We start from the raw sequence: 18601 nt of genomic DNA, 5'->3' as shown, positions 1-18601 counted from the left end.
AACGGCTTGAGAGGCAAAACTTATGGATTTCGGTGATATTCTTAGTCAGTGGGAAACTCTTAAAAAAAAGGAACCTAAAGACATTCATAAACGTTCCGAAAATTCCCGCCCTAAGGCTCCTGAAAAAACCGTAAATCCTATGGAAATGTGGATGCGGCGTTACGGGGTTATTGACAAAGATGCCGCTGCGGACGAATATGATCAACGGCTCAAACTTGAAGACAGAGTATACCTTAAGGCTATGAGCCCTCAAAGCCGCCTGGATCTCCACGGTCTTACCCGCGAAGAAGCGTGGCAGCGGCTGGACGGCTTTATAAGCGAATGTAAGCTAAAAGGGCTTCGTAAGGTTTTGATTATCCACGGGAAGGGAAACCACTCGCACGGCAGCGATCCCGTTCTGGGAGCAACCGTTCGTTCTTTTATAGAAACGGATAAAAGGCTCGGCGCTTTTGGACATCCCAACAGGAATATGGGCGGGAGCGGAGCGACGTGGGTTGTTATAAGGTAAACGGCGCGGCAGCTTTTCGCCTTTGCGGTAAATTTTAAAGGAAGGTTTAAAAGCCGCCGCTAAAATATCGCGGCGTCTTTTAATTTCGAGTTTGCCTTTCGGCAAACGTCGCTTATTAACTGTGCGCAAGATGCGCACGAAAACGCCATTCTCGGAAATTGAAATTTCCTCACATGTCGTTTTTTAAGGAAGGTTTAATTTGAAGGATCTGTACACGGAACTCGGTGTTTCCAAAACGGCCTCGGCCGATGAAATAAAAAAGGCATACAGGGAACTCGCGTTTAAATATCATCCTGATAGAAATCCCGGCGACGCCGCGGCCGAAGAAAGATTTAAAAACATAAACGCCGCTTATTCCGTGCTGGGCGACGAAGCCAAACGCTCCCAATACGATATGTACGGTTCCGCCGAAACGTCTTCGTATAGAGATCCGTTTGCAAATCAAAGATACGGCAATGCCGCTCGATTTGATAATGCGGATGCGTTTTGGGAATGGTTTACAAATGTGCAAAACTCGTCCGAACAAAATTCCGAAGGGAATACGTACTGGCACTCTTTTTCATGGGGCAGGCAGGAACCTCCGCAAAATCTTTCAAAAAGCGACGCGCTGTTAATGCTCATAAAAAGGCTGCTTATGATTTCGCTCGGAATAATATTTCTTCCATATTCGTTCGGATTTTTATGGATTATTCCTATAGGATTATTTGTTCCCGTTTTATGCGTTGCGGCAATTGTAAACGGAATAAAAGGCGCCCTTGTCGCGGTTAAATGTCTTTTTTCACAGAATAAAGAATAGGGCATTTTCAAAACAACCTCCAAAAACTGCGGCTTTTAGAGGCTCCCGATAGGCGGTTTAAAACAACAAAGGCTGCCTGCCGCCGAGCAACCTAAAACAAATTGACTTTCTTTTAAAATCACAGGAACCACGGATTTAACTTCAGCCGCCGAAACGGGGCCGTCTTGTTATCCGAAAAATGCTTTACCGCTGTCTGAATATTATCCTTCCGCGGTTTAAATCATACGGAGAAAGAGCGACTTTTACACTGTCGCCGGGAACAATTCTTATGTAATGCTTTCTCATCTTGCCGGACAGGTGAGCCATGATGATATGTCCGTTCTGCAATTCTACACGAAACATAGTATTGGGCAGCGCTTCTTTTACGACGCCCTCGACTTCAATCGCTTCCTCTTTTGCCACGATTCCTCCTCCGCAATAAAAATCAAAATAACGGTAAAATTAAGTTGCCGTTTAGGATAAATACGTGTATATTATTACACGCCGGTTGGATCCTGAGATCCGGCTGCGTCTCCGTTCAAAATATTCGGAACGGGGATATCATGACCGATTGCCTGTGTAGATTGCAATCGGTATTCTTTCAGTATCTACAAAACCGGCAAGTATGTCAACATGGAGATAACGATGAACGAAAAGTTTGTTGCAGAGATGAAAAATGTATTGATCGCACAACGAAATAAAATACTTGATGCCCTTGCTGAAAAGGACAATGATTTTGAAAAACTTTTGACAACGGTTGAGTCGGGAGACGTCGTTGACATAGCTTCCGATGTCGTCGACAGAACTCTTTTGGATTCTTTAAGTGCGCAGGATTCCGAGCGTCTTCAGATGATAAATCAGTCGCTGGACCGCATTTCAAGGGGAACTTACGGACACTGCCTTATGTGCCATAAAGAAATTCCCGAGCAGCGTTTACGGGCGCTGCCTTCCGCCTGCTTTTGTATAGATTGCCAAACTAAATCCGAATTGCAAAACCGCTAAGCTAAATGGATCGGCTTTTAATCTTTTTGTCCCTGTCTATGTATATGACTTCGGTATAGCCCGCTTTTTTTGCAGCCTTTTCGGCTCTGTCAAAAGCGAACGCTATTGTGTCTTTTTCATGTGAATCCGACGAAAATGTTATCGGAACCCTGTGATCATGCAGAATTGAAAGGAATTGCGAAGAAGGGTATACGTCGTCCATCGCTCCTCTGGAAATCGCCCCGGTGTTTATTTCTGCAATAATGCCTGCTTTTTTTGCTTCCTCTGCCGTGGCATACAGCTCGTCTTTGTACCAAGATTCTTCTTCGCTGAAAAAATTTAAAACCGAATTGCGTTTGCGAACAAGATCGGGATGCGCCCAGACAGTAAAATCGCCTTTTCGAAGCATTTCTCTTTGCAGAGAAAAATATTCGCAGACGGCGGCTTTTCCGTTTCCTTTAAAATGCTTTTCAATGCCGGTTTTTACGTTTTCCGCAGAATCATCGACGGCAAAAATTCCTTCTTGTGTCTGCACGAAATGCACCGCTCCTATAAGGTAATCGGGCTTGAATAATTTATAAGATTCCATCGAAGGAGTACAAATGCCGCTTATGTATTCCGCTTCGAACGATAAAAGCACGTCCATTCTTCCTTCGTATTCGGCTTTCAGCCGCCGGATCTCATTACAGTAGGCGGCGTAGTTTTTTGACGGAATGTGCCATGGTGAAGAAAAGGGATACATTCCGTGACTTGAAAAGCCGAGTATGGAAACGCCCTTTCTAAACGCCGATTCCGCCATGGAAGCGGGGCTGTCTTTGCCGTCGCAAAAAGTAGAGTGTATGTGATAGTCCGTTATCATATTCGACATAATTTTTCCTTGTAATAAAGTTTCCGCAGAATATGCCTGGTAAATACCGCCGCATCTTGCAGCGAGCGCAAAGCGCAAAGTCTATCGCGCAACGCCGATGTACCGGCGAGGGGTAACCTTGCAGCGCTCTGCAATCCGCTCCGAGAGCATCGGACGCAGCCGTTTTACGCTTGTTCAGATCAGGCGTCTTCAGGGATCGGTTCCGCCGGTAAAATACGAAAATCCTGCCATTTAAGAAGCATTTTTTTTATGTCGGAGCTTTTAAATGGCTTTATAAGAGTGTCGTTTATTCCGTGTTTTTCATATTCGTCAACCGAAGCAAAATCATTGTTTGCCGTGCAGGCGATAACTATTCCCCTGTAGTCCATGGCGCGAATCTCATCGGTAGCTTCGATGCCGTTTTTGTTTGCCATAAGAATATCCATAAAAACCATGTCGGTTTCAGGATTTTGTTTTATCATTTCGACGGCTTCGCTTCCGTCGGATGCTTCCAGCACTTCTACGCCGAGTTTTTGCAAAAAGGTTGAAATGAGTTTTCTGTTTACAGGATGATCTTCTACTACAAGAACCGAAAGGCCGTGAGCTACCTGTTCCTGAATTTCCTGCCTTTCTCCGGAATTTATATCCGATTCTTTTTGCGCTTCCGCACTGCGGTGAAAACCCACCGCGTCCTGTAAGATTTGATATAATTTGGCTTGCTTAACTGGTTTGTACAGATATCCGTTAAACCAGTTAAGCAACTTCATCTTAGCTTCGCCGCCCATTTGCCCCTCGGGAGAGAGCATATATAGCTTTGTGTTCAGGCACAGGTTCCTCGTGCGGATTTCGGAAGCAAGATACCATCCGTCCATTTTAGGCATGATCATATCTATAAGGGCGATGGAAAACGGCTTTTTTTCTTTAACTGCTTTTTTCAGCGCAGACAGAGCGCTTTTGCCCGAATTTACCGTAAAGATATTTTCCGCGCTGAATCCGCATTGCACTATTTTGTTTAAAATACTCTTGCAGGCCGTTTTATTGTTGTCTACGATGAGGATTTTTGTACGGCTGTCTTTAATGGCCGCCCTGTGTTTTGCCTTTCGCGCGTGCGGCAGTTTAAGAGGAATCGAAAACCAAAACCTTGTACCTTTAGGTTTGTTTTTTGAAACCCCTATGGTGCCGTTCATGGCGGCGACAAGAGTTTTGCATATGCTAAGCCCCAGCCCAGTTCCTCCGTATTTACGCGCTATGGAAGCGTCCGCTTGAAAAAACGATGTAAAAAGTTTTTTCCTTGCTTCCTTCGTGATGCCCATCCCCGTATCGAACACTTCAAACATGAGGTTTTGTTTTAAGACCGAAAGCCGGCAGAGAACATGGCCTTCCCCTGTAAATTTCACAGCGTTTTTCAAAAGGTTTAGCAAAATTTGCTGAACGCGGGTAGGGTCGCCTATTACCGTGACAGGAACGTCTTCGGCTATATCCGTTACGACTTCGAGCCCTTTATTAAAGGCTTCAATGCATACAAGATCCGTAACGTGCTCTACAAGAGAGTGAACGTTGTAACTTATGCTTTCAAGTTTAAAATTCCCCGAACGAATTTTTGAAAGATCGAGTACGTCGTCCGCCATTGAAAGAAGAATGTCAGCCCCGAACTGTATCTGATGTATGTATTCAACCTGCTCTTCGTTTAAAGAAGTTTCGGACAACAGCTCCAAGGTTCCTATGATGGTTTGGATAGGAGTCCGTATTTCATGCAGCGTATTTGCAATGATGCCGCCGTCGAATTCCTGTTTCGGATCAAGATTTTCCATTTAGAACGTCCACAGCCTTTTTTGCTATGACTTCGGGTTTTTGGGGTTTGGCCATAAACGTTTTCGCTCCCAGTGAGAGAACTTGGATTATGGTTGAAGGCTGAACCACCTGAGAGTATACAATGACCGGAGGCGATTTGGGATTTTTTTTAAGTTCGCGGAGAATTTCAAAACCGAGCCCGCCGTTTATAAAAACGTCAAGGATTATAAGGTTATACTTTGTGTTTGGCAGAGTCTTAAGAAATTCCTCGCCTGTAGCGAACAAAGAACAGTTTGCTCCTATGCCGAATAAAGCGTTTTTTAATATTTGACGAGTAACGGAACCGTTGTCGATTACGGCGATGTTAATCATGTTTCCGGTAGATTCGCCTTTGGCGGCATCCCCTGAGTCCGATAAAAAACGCATTTCGACGGAACCGCTTGCAACGTTTCTGTCTGCGGACAGAATTTTATCGGTTATAAGTTCGGGCGTATTAGACAGCGTCGGGGACTCGACCAGGGAATTTAAAACGATCGATAAATTGTTTACAACTTCAATGCCGTCATATTCCGGATGACCATTTATTAATTCTTTTATGATAGGATCCAGAGAAAGAATCTTTATGTTCTTCTTTTTGATCCTCTCATCGCCGATAACGCTTGAAAACAAAAGTTCAAGATTTGTAACGTCTACAAAGCTTAAAGTTAGGTTTGTAAGCATTACGACAATTTTAGGCGCGTTAAGATCGTTCGCATCGATCATTTCGGAAATTTTGTATTTTAAAAGCGAAAGTTTTTCTCTGTTAAGGCCTTCGGAAATTTCCACAAAGATAATATTGTTGTTTAAATGCAGATCCAGAATGCACGGCGTCATGTCGATTGAAAAAGGCTCTTTGAGGACGCGGCCGATCGTTTCAAAGAAAATGTCAAATTTTATGGGTTTGGTAAAATATTTTATAACGCCGTACTGTATGAACTGGGCGAGTTTTTCGTGCTCTATGGTGGGGCCTGAAATTATTATGGGAATGGATTTTGCATTGGGATCGTTTTGCTTTTTAAAAAGAAATTCCGCCAAGTGAGCTGAAGTAGTTTTGATGTCGATGACTACAAGGTCGGGAAGAATTGAAATCATCTTGATAAAAGCGTCGCGTTCTCCCTGTGAAACTTCAACGGCTATTTTTTCGGCCGATAATTTATCGGTCAAAAATTCGCGGAACATGGGAGACGCGTCTATTATAAGAACCTGCTTCATAAAAATATTCTATACTTAAAGATATTAATTTTCAATCAGTGTGTGACATGTGCGTCTGCTTTTCAGCTGCGGCACGCGGCAGGGTGCAAAGTGCGAAGTTCCCTGCGCAACGGCAGGCGCTGCCGGGAGTGCAGCCTTTTTTATTATTTGATAGAATTTCAAGTTTTAAAAATATGGAAATTTTTGGCGTAAACGGTATATAATAGCGCTATGAAAAAAGTGATTGTTTTTTTAGCTCCCGGTTTTGAAGAAACGGAAGCGGTGACTCCCGTCGACTATTTACGCAGGGCGGGCGTCGAAGTTGTTACGGCCGCACTTCCCGCACACGGTGAAAGCGCAGGTAAAAGGATTTTCGGTTCGCACAAGGTTGAAATTTCTGCGGATGTTTTGTTTTCCGATTGGCTCGCCAAGAACGGCGAAGCCTTGCCGGATGCGGTTTTCATTCCCGGAGGAATGCCGGGCGCCGCGAACGTAGGGCTTGACGCGGGCGCTTGCGATTTTATACGCAGGATGTTTATGAAAGAAAAGCTTGTTGCGGCCATATGCGCGGCGCCCGTAGTCGTGCTTGCCAAACTCGGCGTTCTTTCAGGCAAGCGTTTTACATGCTATCCCGGAATGGAAACTCAGCTTTCCGAATACTGCGGCAGCTCGTATCCCGAAATTACGGCAGGCAGCGTCCTCGTAAAGAACGTTCCGTTTGTGCGCGACGGGAATGTTTTGACGGGACGAGGCCCCGGAACGGCCGGATATTTTGCCGTTGAAATGGTAAGCGCTTTATGCGGATCTGACAAAGCGAAAGAAATTGAACGGGCTGTGCTCTTATAAAGACGGGTTTGTGCGCAGGATTGGAGGAAGTATGGCAAAACACAACCGCCGGTACAAGGATTCGGTTTTTGTCGACCTGTTCAGCACCGACAAAGACGCTAAAGCTAGGTTTTTATCTCTGTACAATGCCTTGCACGGCACACACCTCGACAGTTCTACTGAATTGAAACCGCTCAAACTTGAACAGGCTATGTATACGAAGTTGTCGAACGACGTGTCATGCCTGATCGATAACAAAATTATCGTATTAGCCGAGCATCAATCGACGATAAACGAGAACATGCCTCTGCGCTGTTTGCAATACGTCGCGCGACTGTACGAGCAGATTCAAGACCCTAAAGCAAAGTACCACAGAGCCCTGCAAAAGATTCCCACGCCTGAGTTCTATGTGTTTTACAACGGAACTGAAAATTATCCCGTCTGCAAGACGCTAAAGCTTTCAGACGCCTACATCGTAAAGCCGGAACTCTCACCGTTGGAACTTGCGATAGAGGTGCTCAACATCAATACGGATAAGGCAAATAAAGTCTTGACAACTTGCAGACCATTGGAAGAATACAGTATGTTTGTAGAAGCCGTGCGCCGCAACACTGCGCTCGACAAAGAGTACGGCTTTGAAAACGCAATCAAAGAATGCATACAAAATGACATCTTACGAGAATACCTGCAACGAAAATCACGGGAGGTGATGAACATGTTATTGTCTGAATATGATTATGATACTGACATAGCGGTACAGCGCGAAGAAGCGGGCAAGATAGCTTTTGCCGAAGGCGAAGAGAGAGGTGCGCACCAAAAAGCGCTTGAAACGGCAAAGAATTTACTAGGTTTAGGACTGTCGATTGAAAATATTGCACAGGCTACAGGCCTTTCCAAGGAAGAAGTGGAAAGTTTATAATCAATTGGTAATGTAGAATTCGGTTTACCGTATTTGTGCACGTCCTGTGCGACAAACGCCTGGTTTTTGCGATTTTATCGCAAAAGGCCGCCTTAAAACTAGAAAATCTCGAAGTTTATGCTATACTTAAAATCAATCCGGGAGGTTTTGTAAATGATCGACATACGTTATTCCACAGGAAAAGAGCCCTTTTCAAGGATGAACACGCGGGAACTCAGAAAAGAATTTCTTGTAACAAATATATTTAAAGCGGACGAAGTGAGCGTTGTATATAGCCATATCGACCGCATAGTTGTGATGGGCGCGATGCCCGTTAAAAAAACGGTCGACTTAAAAAGCGGCTTTGATCCGATGAAAGATTTCGGGGTGGACTTTTTTTTGCAGCGGCGTGAAATGGGAATAATCAACATAGGCGGAAGCGGAACAGTTAATGCCGACGGGAAATCGTACAAGATAAACAATTACGACGCCATGTACATAGGAGCGGGAATAAAAGACATTTCCTTTTCTTCCGACGACGCCAAATCTCCAGCTAAATTTTACATGACCTCTTCCCCGGCCCATACTCCATATCCTGTAAAAGTTATTCCTTTAAGCGAGGCAAAACACGTAAAAGCCGGCAGCGCTGACGACGCTAACGAGAGAACTATAAATCAGTACATTCATCCCGATGTTCTCGACACCTGCCAGCTTTCAATGGGGCTTACGCATCTTGAAAAAGGTTCGGTATGGAACACCATGCCGGCTCATACGCATGAGAGACGCATGGAAGTTTATTTTTATTTTGACGTTCCTGAAAATCAAACGGTGTTCCATTTTATGGGTGAACCGCAGGAAACAAGGCATATTATCGTTCACAATGACGAAGCGGTTATAAACCCGTCCTGGTCCATACACAGCGGATGCGGAACCACAAATTACACGTTTATTTGGGCTATGTGCGGAGAAAACAGGACGTATACGGATCAGGATTGGATAAAAACCGAAGATTTGCGGTAAAAGATCCGTTTAGCATATAATTTCAGGCATGAAGTATCCTGCCTTTGTTTAAATATTAAAAATCTGCAAAAGTTTTTATGGAGGGTTTTATGATTGATGTGAACAGTTTTCGTTTGGATGGAAAAATCGCGCTGGTTACCGGCGCTTCCTATGGGATAGGTTTTTCAATAGCTTCGGCTTTCGCGAGATGCGGCGCCACGATCGTCTTTAACGATATAAAGCAAGATCTTGTGAATCAGGGGCTTGAGGCGTATAAAAAAGAAAACATAAAAGCACACGGATATGTATGTGACGTTACCGACGAGGATCAAGTTCTTGAACTTGTAAAGAAAATCGAAAAGGACGTAGGCATTATAGACATCCTTGTAAACAACGCGGGAATTATAAAGCGCATTCCGATGATCGAAATGTCCGCCGCCGATTTCCGTAAGGTAATTGACGTAGATTTGAACGCGCCTTTTATAGTTTCTAAGGCCGTACTTCCTTCCATGATCAAAAAAGGCCACGGAAAGATCATAAATATCTGTTCGATGATGTCCGAGCTCGGCCGTGAAACGGTCAGCGCCTATGCAGCCGCCAAGGGCGGTCTTAAAATGCTCACGCGCAATATCTGTTCCGAATACGGCGACAAAAACATTCAGTGCAACGGCATAGGCCCAGGTTACATTGCAACTCCGCAGACGGCGCCTCTTCGCGAAAAACAGCCCGACGGTTCAATGCACCCGTTCGATTCTTTCATACGCGCAAAAACTCCCGCCGGACGCTGGGGATCGCCCGAAGACTTACAGGGCCCTGCGATCTTCCTTGCTTCCGATGCGTCTAATTTTGTGAACGGGCAGATAGTTTACGTTGACGGCGGAATTTTAGCCTATATAGGAAAACAGCCGCAATAAGGAAGGGTTCCGCTCTGCCCTGTCTCAGGCGGAGCGGAAATTTAAATTTACGGGCGTATTATTATATTCTTTAGTTCAGGTTTCTTTTCAAGCTCGCTTACGAGAGCTTCTTCACGCGCCTTGTTTACATATTTAGGGTCCTGAAAGCTGTAAGTAAAATGCGTGTGAACGTCATAAGTTCCTTTCATCAGAGCGTACGCGTCTTCGGTTATCACAAGCTCTTCGTCCGTGGGAATGACGAGAATTTTTATTTTGGAATCGTCAGAACTTATGCAGGTTTCGGCGTTCCCCGTAGTTGCGGCTTTGTTTTTTTCAAGATCCATCTTTATGCCGAAGCTTTCAAGACCTTCAACGGAACGCCTTCTGATTGTTATGGAATTTTCTCCCACTCCTGCGGTAAATACGATCGCATCCACCTTGCCTTCCAGAGCCGCCGTATAAGCTCCTATGTATTTTTTTATGCGGTATACTTCCATACCCATGCCGAGTTTGGCCCTTTCGTCTCCGGCGTTTGCCGCCTTTTCAACGTCTCTTCGGTCGGTATATTTTCCCGTTATCCCTAAAAGTCCGCATTTTTTGTTAAGCGCAAGGTTCATTTCCTCAGGGCTCATGCCGGTTTTGCTCATAATGTAGAACGGAAGCGCCGCGTCGACGTCTCCAGTCCGCGTACCCATCACAAGGCCTTCAAGCGGTGTGATGCCCATGGAAGTGTCAAAGCACTTGCCGTTTTTTACTGCGCACATGGAAGCGCCGTTCCCGATATGGCATATGATAACGTTAGTATCTTCCGGTTTTTTATGCAAAAGGACTGAAGCTCTCTTTGCCGTATACAAAAACGAAGTGCCGTGAAAGCCGTAGCGGCGCGCGTGGTATTTTTCGTACCATTCATAGGGAATCGCATACATAAATGAGGTTTCGGGCATTGTCTGATGCCATGCGGTGTCCATGATCGCGCAGTGCGGAACATTCGGAAGAACCTTTTGAGCGGCTTCAATACCCATAATATTTGCGGGATTATGGAGGGGACCCAAGTCCTGCACTTCACGGAATATCTTCAACACTTCAGGCGTTATTATTACCGATTTTGTAAATTTATCTCCGCCGTGAAGTACGCGGTGCCCTACGGCCCCTATTACGCTCATATCGTTGATAACGCCGACTTTAGGATCGGTTATTTCTTTTATGATAAGTTCTATCGCCTCTTTGTGCGTAGGACACGGACTTTCGACGACGTATGCGTTTTTTCCTACTTTGTGCGTGATCACCGAGCCTTTCTGTGTAACGCGCTCCACAATGCCGTTTGCTAAAACTTTTTTACCGTCCCAGTCGTAAAGCTGGTACTTTGCGGACGAACTTCCGCAGTTCAATGTCAAAATAACCATAAAATTCCTCGTATTAAAAATAAAAAGTGATGAATCGGGATAAATTATTATATTGCACTTATTTATTTTATGGAAGCTTTTTTTTCGAAGTTTGCCGCCGCTTTCGTGCAGTCTTTTTTTTTACGGCATTTTTTTTACGATATTTTGAACCTTTGAATTTTTTTGTTTGAAATATATGTACTTAAACGGATGAATGTCGAGGCTGTTGGAAGTCCATCCGCCTATGGAATCCAAATCTATGGCGTTAAAACTTACCGGATGCGATATGGGCAGAACAACCCCTTCGTCGAGCAGGAGCTGTTCCGCCTGTGCGAGCAGTTTTAATCGCGCGGAACCTTCGTCTGAAGACGCTTGGTCGAGCAGTTCGTTGAATTTTTCGTTATTGTAACCGGATACATTTAAAGTCGAATTTCCACGGAAAAGTTCCAAAAATGCCAAAGGATCGGAAAAATCTCCTATCCACGTATATGAAAACAAATCCGCATCCCAGTCTGCGATTGAAGCAAGATATTCTGCGGACGGTTTTGTTTGGATTATCAATTCCACGCCGAGCGCTTCCCACGCGGATTTGAGCAGTTCCGCGCTTTTTTTCATGTAGGCGTTGTCCATAATTGCAAAAACAAGGCTTAGTTTTTTATCTTCCTGTATTCCGGCCTTTGCGCGAGCCTCTTTCATAAGGGCGAGAGCTTCGTCTTCATCCGTTTCGGAAAATCCGTTTACGGCGGGATAACCTGCAAGCGGATAAATGAAAGTTTGCGCTTTTACGGGAAAATCTTTTCGCATCTCTTGCCACGGGGCCGCCGTGAGCAGCGCGATCCTAAAAGCGGCGTCCGACCACGGAGATCTTGCTGTTTTGAAAAAAAAGTACTGGGTTCCGAACTGGGCTCCGATGTGTACCGAGCTTTTTAAAAGCAATTTGTCAGTCGACACGGCGTTATCCACCCAATCGGCGCTTCCGGTATTTAGCGCGTACGCGTTTTCCGTTTCGTCATCCGAGAGTTCTATGGTTACTTGGGGGAGCCGTACGGCTTCTTTGTCCCAATAATATTCGTTTTTCTTAAGTACTATGCGCTTTTTTTCCCGTTTTTCAAGAACGAAGGCTCCGCTTGCAAGCGAAAGGTCTTCGTCGACTACCGAAAAAGCATGATGGCACAAGATTCTGCTTAAATGCGCGCACGGAGCTTCGAGTCTGACGACGAGGGTATTGTCCTTTACCGTTATCCCCACGTCTTCCCTTTTTCCTGCGCCCAGTCTAAATTCCCTTGCTCCTATTATTACGTCCAAAAGAGAAGCGTATAGGGCGTCGGGATTTGAAAGCAGCCTGAGCCAAGAATTTCGTACGTCTTCCGCCGTAATCTGTCGCCCGTCGCTGAATTTGGCGCTTTCACGTATTGTAAACGTCCATCTGCGCTTGTTGCGTGAGATTTTGTAAGATTCCGCAACGGCGTTTAGCGGAGAAAGGGTTACAGGGTCGTATGAAAAAAGTCCTTCGTAAATGTTGCCTAAAATCTGCGCTTCGGAACTGTAAGATGCTGTGTGGGGATTTAAATCGTGTCTGTGTTCGTTTTGAATGATTGTAAAATTGCGTTGCAGTTTGGGATCTATTTGGGAAGAATCTTCTTCAAATATGAAATTCTGAGCAGTTAAAAAAAAGTTGGCGATAAAAAACAATACGCAAAAAAGCGAAGACCTGAAAAAAAAATGTCTTTTATTCATCGTTTAATATTCCCAGTTTTCTAAATTGCTGATCTTCTTCCACGGACGACAGATATTCGACGCGGCGCTGATTTGCCTTTACAAGAATATTTTTAAACGTCGTAAGCTCCATCCTCATTCCTTTTATCTTAGGCAGAGAAGACTGGGACGCTGCAGATTTGAAAAAATCGTCTAGGGCGGTAAGTTCCAAAAGAAGCCTTTGACACTGCGAAAAATTTTTATTCAAAAAATCGACGATGACGGGAGATGCTTCGCTTTGGATCCTTTTGTAAATAGGATTTGTCTTTGCGGAAAGCAGCATGTATTGCTGAGAAATCTGAGTGAGATTTTTCATAAAAACGGCGTATTTTATATACTCTTTGCGTTCCGTTTTGGTTACCGGATCCGTAATGTACACTTGATATTCTACTTCCGGTTCGGAAATGTTAAACGCTTTTCTGAGAAGTCTTAAAAATTTTTGCCACCTGCTGTTGTTTTGGTCTACTAAAACGTTGTGATTTTCTCTCAGCTTGTCTGCCATGAGATTTATCTGCGGACCGACTGCAGCCAAGCCGTGAATGGCGTCTAAAAGAAGATGTCTGGGATCGACTTTTCCAGTATTTCTATTTACGGTACTCTGTTGAATCTGCAATTTTTCCAAAAGAAATTTTCTTCTTTCTTCTTTTCCCTGTCCTTGGTCTTCTTCGATTATCTCTTCGATAAGCGCTGTGTAAAACGGCGTTTTATCCATAACCAAAGGAAAGATTTTTTTTATCTGCTGCATTTCGGCCTGCGGACTTGAAAACGCAGCCGAGCGGTCAAAGTCTTTATGGTCAATAACTTTTTTGCGTACGGAAACCTTGTATACTTCTTTTTGAAATTCCGAAAGTTCTTTTATGTCGGAATTTATGCTCACTATGAGCTTCGCGTTTTTTGAAAGCTCGTTGTTTAGAGCGCTCGCCGTCATCGGGTCGGTTCCAATCCTTAGTTCCGCGATGAGTTTGGCAAGACTTCGCGTGTTTACGTTTGCGGAATTTGTTGAAAGGCTGTCCCATAGGAATGAATTGTTCAGTGCGGCAAGATTTTTTATACGTTCCAGCGTCATGTTCGCGACGGAAAAACTGAAATATATGGAAATAAAATCCAGCATGGATTCATAGTCTGAAAAACGCGTTCCCAAAACAACGCTTACTTCGTTTTCAGGGAACGGTGTGTTTTCAGGCGCGCTGACTTCCGAAATCTTTTTTTCAAGTTTGTACGGATCCTTCGTTATTCTGGACTTTTTTACAAGTAAGTCGTATAGATTTTTTACGCACGAATGCATTAACCGGTAGTTTTCAAGCAATTCCGGAAGTTTTACCGTGTTATACCATTGTGTTTTAGCTTCGACTGCCGCTATAAGCTGCGCCGAAAAATCCTGTGAGTCTGCCATATATCTATTATCGGTAGTTTAATTTAAAAATGTATATACGCATTCAATTAAAATTCAACAGTCGAACAAAATGTCAATTTTAAAAGACTGTTGAATTAGTGCGCAAGCCCTGCAACGAGTGCGTAAGCGCGAAGTTTCGAGCGGCGCACACGTATATCCGCGAGTTTTCCGCAGGGAAACTCGTCGTTCAAGTACCGCCATGGACGGCGGCAAAATATATAAAAGCGATATTTTGGCTTTGCCAAAATTCGCCATAAGCCGATGTACATGGAGGTACATCGGCTTATAACCGTTGTTCAGTGAAACGGCGAATTTTTAAGCTGAGTGAAAACTCCCTTATCCGCCCCGAAAGGAACTATTGAAGGAATATCATAAAAAGGGCTTATGACGATCTTACAATCCAGACAGTGCAGCACAAATTCATCGTAATCTTTTTTGGAGGCTTTGGGATAAAGATAAGGCCCTCTACGCGTCCAATAGTTTTTTATTAAGCTGTCATAAACGTACCAGTCTTTTTCGGAGCGCTCCTGCAGTGCAGAGATCATGTTATAGATCGAACGTATGACGGCAGCTGCAAGAGGAGAAGGAAGCTTTTTACAACCGGAAGATTCGATCAGTTTTTCAGCCTCTTTTGAGGGCGTAAGGGCGACTATAAAAACAGAAGGCGTCCACGGCAAGGGGGGCTCTATTATAACGGAATCTGTTAAAGCCCAATCGGTATTATCCGGGTTCCACGGGCGCCAAAAAGCCGTATTTTCGGGATTGGCTTTTAACGCCGTTTTAAGAGCGTCTTCTTTTTCAAAAAAAACGGCCGTGATGCGCTTTGACGCGAGGAGCTCTCCCACTGCTTTTTTCAGTCTGGGAGCAAAGATCGTGTCAAAACTTCCGGTAACGCCGCGGTTTAGAACATTTTTAAAAACCGTAAACGCGGAATTTCCGCCCCAGCCCAGAACTGCTCTTCCGCCTTCCTGATACAAGTCGGTAAGCCTTACTCCTTTTTGCGTATATAAAAAACAGCCGCGGGCGCGTTTTACCGCTCCGTAACGCTTTTCAAGCTCTTCAACAAACGTATCTATTTTCATATTGGCGAAAGTATATCGAAAATCGCCTTTTTCGTATATGTTAGGGCTTTGCGGTTCCGTTCCACCGTACTCGCACGGTTTTAATGCTGCGGCAAAGGCGACGCTATGCTAACCGCCGCTTGCGTTCCGCCTTTTTACTTTTAATGCAGCCCTCATTCCTTGCTCGCACGGTTCCTGTGCGGTTGCCCTGCGCGTATTTTTGCAAACAGCTTCCGAAGCACACCGATTTTGCCGAAGCATATCCAATACAGCAAAAACGCAACGCAAAGAATCGGTATGCCGAAGATGATTATATACAGAACTACGAACACAAAGCCCGTAAAAAATCCGACGACGGTTTCACAGAATTCGATGAACGCCGATTTCAAATCGGGAAAAATAAATCCCCTGTCTTCCGCATGGTTGTACGGCAGGTTCGCTTCGATATAGATTTCCGAATAGTCAATCTGCTTGGACAGGCGGTTGAACTGTCCCTGCATCTGTTCGATTTCGGCCGTGACGTCGTTTATCTTGGTTTCGATTTCGAGCATGTCTTTGATATTTTTCGCTTCCTTAAGATACGATTGCAATCGCTCGAGCAAAACGCGGCGAGTTGCCAAGCGCGAATCCAAATCGTAAAAACGGTCGGTGACGTCTACGCTGTCCGCGGATTTTGAAACGACTTTGCCGATGGCGCCGGACGACGACATCGCATCGTCAAAAGCGGGTGACGGGATGTGAACCGTCATGCCGAGCGAACGGCCGTCTTCCGAAAAATCGGAAACATAACCGCCGAAGCGCTTTGCCCATGCTTCCGCCGCAGCCTTCGTTTCGGCGAGGCTCGAAACTTCAAAGCGGATAGTCCCCGTGCGGATGAGCTTTCGATTTTCAGGCAAAGACTGCCCTGCGTCGGAATGAGCGCCGAAGGATTTTTCTTCCGCCGCATAGACGTCGCCCGAGCGCATAGGCGCGCCGTCAACTGCGTATTTCATCGCGGCAAAGTTTCCCTTGTGCGCACCGCAGCCGATCAAAACGAGTGCCGCCGCAAAAGTCAACAATAAAAATATCGATCGTATCAATTTCATCAGTGCCTCCATTAAAAAACGACATGCGAGGAAATTTCGATTTCCGAGAATGCCGTTTTCGTGCGCTCTTTGCGCACAGTTATAACCGGCGTCGTTTCGACTTTGTCCGAAACTCGCAGTTAAATTGAGGGCCTGAAATAGCGCCGTTCAATTTAGCCGGTATATTTTATTAACAAATAAAGTGCGGATACGATACAGACTGCGCGGAATGTAATGCCGGCTCGCAGCCGTACGTCTCCGCGCCCTCATTGCGTAACCGCGTGTTTCCTGCCGCGCAGCAAAAAACTACCCCAAAAAGTTGAAATCTGCGGGAAAAAAGGGTATGATAAACACATCAGTCATCTTAAGTCAGTCCCGCAAATTCTTACGACGAGGGACATAATGTACGGTAATGCCGGCACAGCTCTATCTCCGGCGCGAAACACGCAAAGCACACAAAACGCCTCGTATGCGGCGCTTAGCACACACGGCGCATTGCGGGCGGCTATATGCCGATCGCGGTCACTTAACGCACAAAAGAGTGCACGGGCGCTTATTTTCCCTTGCGGAAAACATCATGTGCCGGAATATATAAAGTAGGGAGCGGCTATGAGTACTTCAAACAGAAAATACAAGGATTCAGTGTTCGTCGACCTTTTCAGTGAAGACGAAAAAGCGAAAGAAAACTTTTTGTCGCTGTATAACGCTCTGCACGGTACAAACCTGCCGCTTTCGTCTCCGGTTGAAAACATCAGGCTTGAAAACGTCATGTACATGAACATAATAAACGATGTTTCCTGCCTTGTAGACGGTAAAATCATCGTGCTAGCCGAACACCAGTCAACCGTAAACGAAAACATGCCTTTACGTTTTTTGGAATACATAGCAAGGCTATATGAAAAACTGCAAGCGCCGACAGACCGGTATTTAAGAAAGCTATCAAAAATACCCACACCTGAGTTCTACGTTTTCTATAACGGCACGGAAGACTATCCCGAAACTACGGTTCTAAAGCTATCCGATGCGTTTATCACAAAGAGCGAACACGCTCCGTTGGAACTTACGGTTCAAGTACTCAATATCAACACGGACAAAGCAAACAAAGTTTTAGCAGAGTGCAAACCGCTTGAAGAATACAGCCTCTTTGTAGAAGAGGTAAGAAAACAAACCCAACTCGACAGTGAAAACGGCTTTACCAATGCGGTAAAGATATGCATAGAAAAGGGAATATTAAGAGAATACTTACAGAGAAAATCACGGGAGGTACGATAAAAAGCATAGGCTGAAATGACGCCTCCGCTTTTTATTTCGAGTTTGCGACGCAAACTCGATTATAGTATGAGTGCGCGCTTGCGCACAGAAAAAACTTTTTCGGAAGTTGATACTTCCTGCAAAAGTTTTTTGAGAGGAATCAATATGTTAGTGGCAGAATACGATTACGATACGGACATTGCGGTACAGAGAGAAGAAAGTCTACGGATTGGCATACAACAAGGAATTGAACAGGGGATTGAACAAGGCTTTGCCGACGGCTCATACCAGAAAGCACTTGAAACGGCAAAATTGATGAAAGGTATGAATTATCCGATTAATGACATTTGCACAATATCGGGGCTTCCCAAAAAAGAAATAGAGGCTTTATAAAATCAATATGTTAGTGGCAACCTTCGCACAGGCACTTGACAAAACTTTCTCGCGCCCCATAATCGTTCGTCAGTTCGTCAGTTCGTCAGTTCGTCAGTTCGTCAGTTCGTCAGTTCGTCAGTTCGTCAGTTCGTCAGTTCGTCAGTTCGTCAGTTCGTCAGTTCGTCAGTTCGTCAGTTCGTCAGTTCGTCAGTTCGTCAGTTCGCGTAAACTGTACTCATAACACAAAATCCACAAAACGGTTGGGAATCTCGAAAAACTCGCCCTTAGCGATTTTTTCGAGATTTCGATTGGCTAACCCGCTTTTTAAAAAGACTGCCTCGCTGCGTCCGCCGTCGGATGAAGCGCTCGGTGGTATTGGAATTGCCCCTGCACGCACAATTTCCAAAGCGAGTTTGGCTTCGCCAAACTCGGCGACACACAATCCAGCCTGCATCCATATCGTAAATCACTTCTCGCACAAGAGGCGCACGAGCGACATATTGTCTTCCGCGCGCTTTTTTTATACCCGCACCGTCATACGTCTTTTGCGGTGCGGGAAGATTACCCACTACA

At 44.9% G+C, this 18601-nt stretch carries 17 protein-coding genes and 2 pseudogenes; 9 read left to right on the top strand and 10 right to left on the bottom strand.

Annotated elements, in window-relative coordinates; genetic code table 11:
- Positions 1-22: 22 nt before the first annotated feature.
- A complete protein-coding gene (locus tag HRQ91_RS10050) occupies positions 23-508 on the top strand; it encodes a Smr/MutS family protein (protein WP_210119417.1) in 486 nt (161 codons plus the stop codon).
- Between the two features lie 199 nt (positions 509-707).
- Positions 708-1304, top strand: a complete 597-nt coding sequence (locus HRQ91_RS11865) for a DnaJ domain-containing protein (protein WP_210119416.1) — start codon at positions 708-710, stop codon at positions 1302-1304.
- A 183-nt stretch (positions 1305-1487) separates the two neighbouring features.
- On the opposite strand, the gene infA is transcribed toward HRQ91_RS11865, so the two are convergent.
- The gene (gene infA, locus HRQ91_RS10040) at positions 1488-1706 is read right to left on the bottom strand and encodes a translation initiation factor IF-1 (protein WP_210117858.1); all 219 of its coding nucleotides are present in this window, start codon (positions 1704-1706) and stop codon (positions 1488-1490) included.
- Positions 1707-1928: 222 nt separating this feature from the next.
- Here infA and HRQ91_RS10035 point away from each other — a divergent pair, with 222 nt between their 5' ends.
- Positions 1929-2285 carry a TraR/DksA family transcriptional regulator gene (locus HRQ91_RS10035; RefSeq protein WP_210119415.1) on the top strand — a complete coding sequence of 119 codons (357 nt, stop codon included), beginning with the start codon at positions 1929-1931 and terminating at the stop codon, positions 2283-2285.
- Position 2286: 1 nt separating this feature from the next.
- Here the strand turns inward: HRQ91_RS10035 and HRQ91_RS10030 are convergent, their stop codons facing one another.
- The 3 genes from HRQ91_RS10030 to HRQ91_RS10020 form a co-directional block, all read right to left on the bottom strand.
- The gene (locus tag HRQ91_RS10030) at positions 2287-3132 is read right to left on the bottom strand and encodes a histidinol-phosphatase (protein WP_246473216.1); all 846 of its coding nucleotides are present in this window, start codon (positions 3130-3132) and stop codon (positions 2287-2289) included.
- Positions 3133-3311: 179 nt separating this feature from the next.
- Positions 3312-4922 (bottom strand): response regulator, encoded by a 1611-nt coding sequence (locus HRQ91_RS10025; RefSeq protein WP_210119414.1) that lies wholly within the window; start codon positions 4920-4922, stop codon positions 3312-3314.
- The gene (locus HRQ91_RS10020) at positions 4909-6153 is read right to left on the bottom strand and encodes a response regulator (RefSeq protein WP_210119413.1); all 1245 of its coding nucleotides are present in this window, start codon (positions 6151-6153) and stop codon (positions 4909-4911) included. Before HRQ91_RS10020 ends, HRQ91_RS10025 begins: the two co-directional genes overlap by 14 nt.
- Positions 6154-6363: 210 nt before the next feature.
- Between HRQ91_RS10020 and HRQ91_RS10015 the strand changes: the two genes are divergently transcribed.
- The 4 genes from HRQ91_RS10015 to HRQ91_RS10000 all read left to right on the top strand — a co-directional run bounded on the left by HRQ91_RS10015 (position 6364) and on the right by HRQ91_RS10000 (position 9768).
- Positions 6364-6978 carry a DJ-1 family glyoxalase III gene (locus HRQ91_RS10015; RefSeq protein WP_210119412.1) on the top strand — a complete coding sequence of 205 codons (615 nt, stop codon included), beginning with the start codon at positions 6364-6366 and terminating at the stop codon, positions 6976-6978.
- 31 nt (positions 6979-7009) lie between these two features.
- Positions 7010-7876: an Rpn family recombination-promoting nuclease/putative transposase gene (locus tag HRQ91_RS10010; RefSeq protein WP_210119411.1), complete on the top strand. Its 867-nt coding sequence runs from the start codon at positions 7010-7012 to the stop codon at positions 7874-7876.
- Between the two features lie 153 nt (positions 7877-8029).
- Positions 8030-8875: a 5-dehydro-4-deoxy-D-glucuronate isomerase gene (kduI, locus tag HRQ91_RS10005; RefSeq protein ID WP_476718533.1), complete on the top strand. Its 846-nt coding sequence runs from the start codon at positions 8030-8032 to the stop codon at positions 8873-8875.
- 89 nt (positions 8876-8964) lie between these two features.
- Positions 8965-9768 carry a gluconate 5-dehydrogenase gene (locus tag HRQ91_RS10000; protein WP_275946233.1) on the top strand — a complete coding sequence of 268 codons (804 nt, stop codon included), beginning with the start codon at positions 8965-8967 and terminating at the stop codon, positions 9766-9768.
- A 47-nt stretch (positions 9769-9815) separates the two neighbouring features.
- On the opposite strand, the gene HRQ91_RS09995 is transcribed toward HRQ91_RS10000, so the two are convergent.
- From HRQ91_RS09995 to HRQ91_RS09975, 5 genes are all read right to left on the bottom strand, one after another.
- Positions 9816-11150, bottom strand: coding sequence for an acetate kinase (locus HRQ91_RS09995; protein WP_210119409.1), 1335 nt, complete (start codon positions 11148-11150; stop codon positions 9816-9818).
- A 120-nt stretch (positions 11151-11270) separates the two neighbouring features.
- On the bottom strand, positions 11271-12866 hold the full coding sequence (locus HRQ91_RS09990; protein ID WP_210119408.1) for a peptide ABC transporter substrate-binding protein: 1596 nt from the start codon (positions 12864-12866) through the stop codon (positions 11271-11273).
- Entirely contained in the window at positions 12859-14277 is a 1419-nt protein-coding gene (locus tag HRQ91_RS09985; protein WP_210119407.1) for a TP0584 family protein, read from the bottom strand. The genes HRQ91_RS09990 and HRQ91_RS09985 overlap by 8 nt, the downstream gene beginning before the upstream one ends.
- Before the next feature lie 296 nt (positions 14278-14573).
- Complete coding sequence (locus tag HRQ91_RS09980) at positions 14574-15359, bottom strand: hypothetical protein (RefSeq protein ID WP_210119406.1); 786 nt, start codon at positions 15357-15359, stop codon at positions 14574-14576.
- 152 nt (positions 15360-15511) lie between these two features.
- A complete protein-coding gene (locus HRQ91_RS09975; RefSeq protein WP_210119405.1) occupies positions 15512-16423 on the bottom strand; it encodes a DUF4349 domain-containing protein in 912 nt (303 codons plus the stop codon).
- A 588-nt stretch (positions 16424-17011) separates the two neighbouring features.
- Between HRQ91_RS09975 and HRQ91_RS09970 the strand changes: the two are divergent.
- Together HRQ91_RS09970 and HRQ91_RS09965 are read left to right on the top strand one after the other, a co-directional pair.
- A pseudogene (locus tag HRQ91_RS09970) lies at positions 17012-17668 on the top strand (Rpn family recombination-promoting nuclease/putative transposase); the annotation flags it as partial.
- Positions 17669-17812: 144 nt separating this feature from the next.
- A pseudogene (locus HRQ91_RS09965) lies at positions 17813-18046 on the top strand (hypothetical protein); the annotation flags it as partial.
- A 217-nt stretch (positions 18047-18263) separates the two neighbouring features.
- Here the strand turns inward: HRQ91_RS09965 and HRQ91_RS09960 are convergent.
- Positions 18264-18482: a hypothetical protein gene (locus HRQ91_RS09960; RefSeq protein WP_210119403.1), complete on the bottom strand. Its 219-nt coding sequence runs from the start codon at positions 18480-18482 to the stop codon at positions 18264-18266.
- Positions 18483-18601 lie beyond the last annotated feature (119 nt).

Source organism: Treponema parvum, from assembly GCF_017893965.1.
GTDB classification, from domain to species: Bacteria; Spirochaetota; Spirochaetia; order Treponematales; family Treponemataceae; genus Treponema_D; species Treponema_D parvum.
The sequence above is the reverse complement of the archived record's forward strand: the minus strand, read 5'-3'. Positions and strand labels throughout refer to the sequence as shown.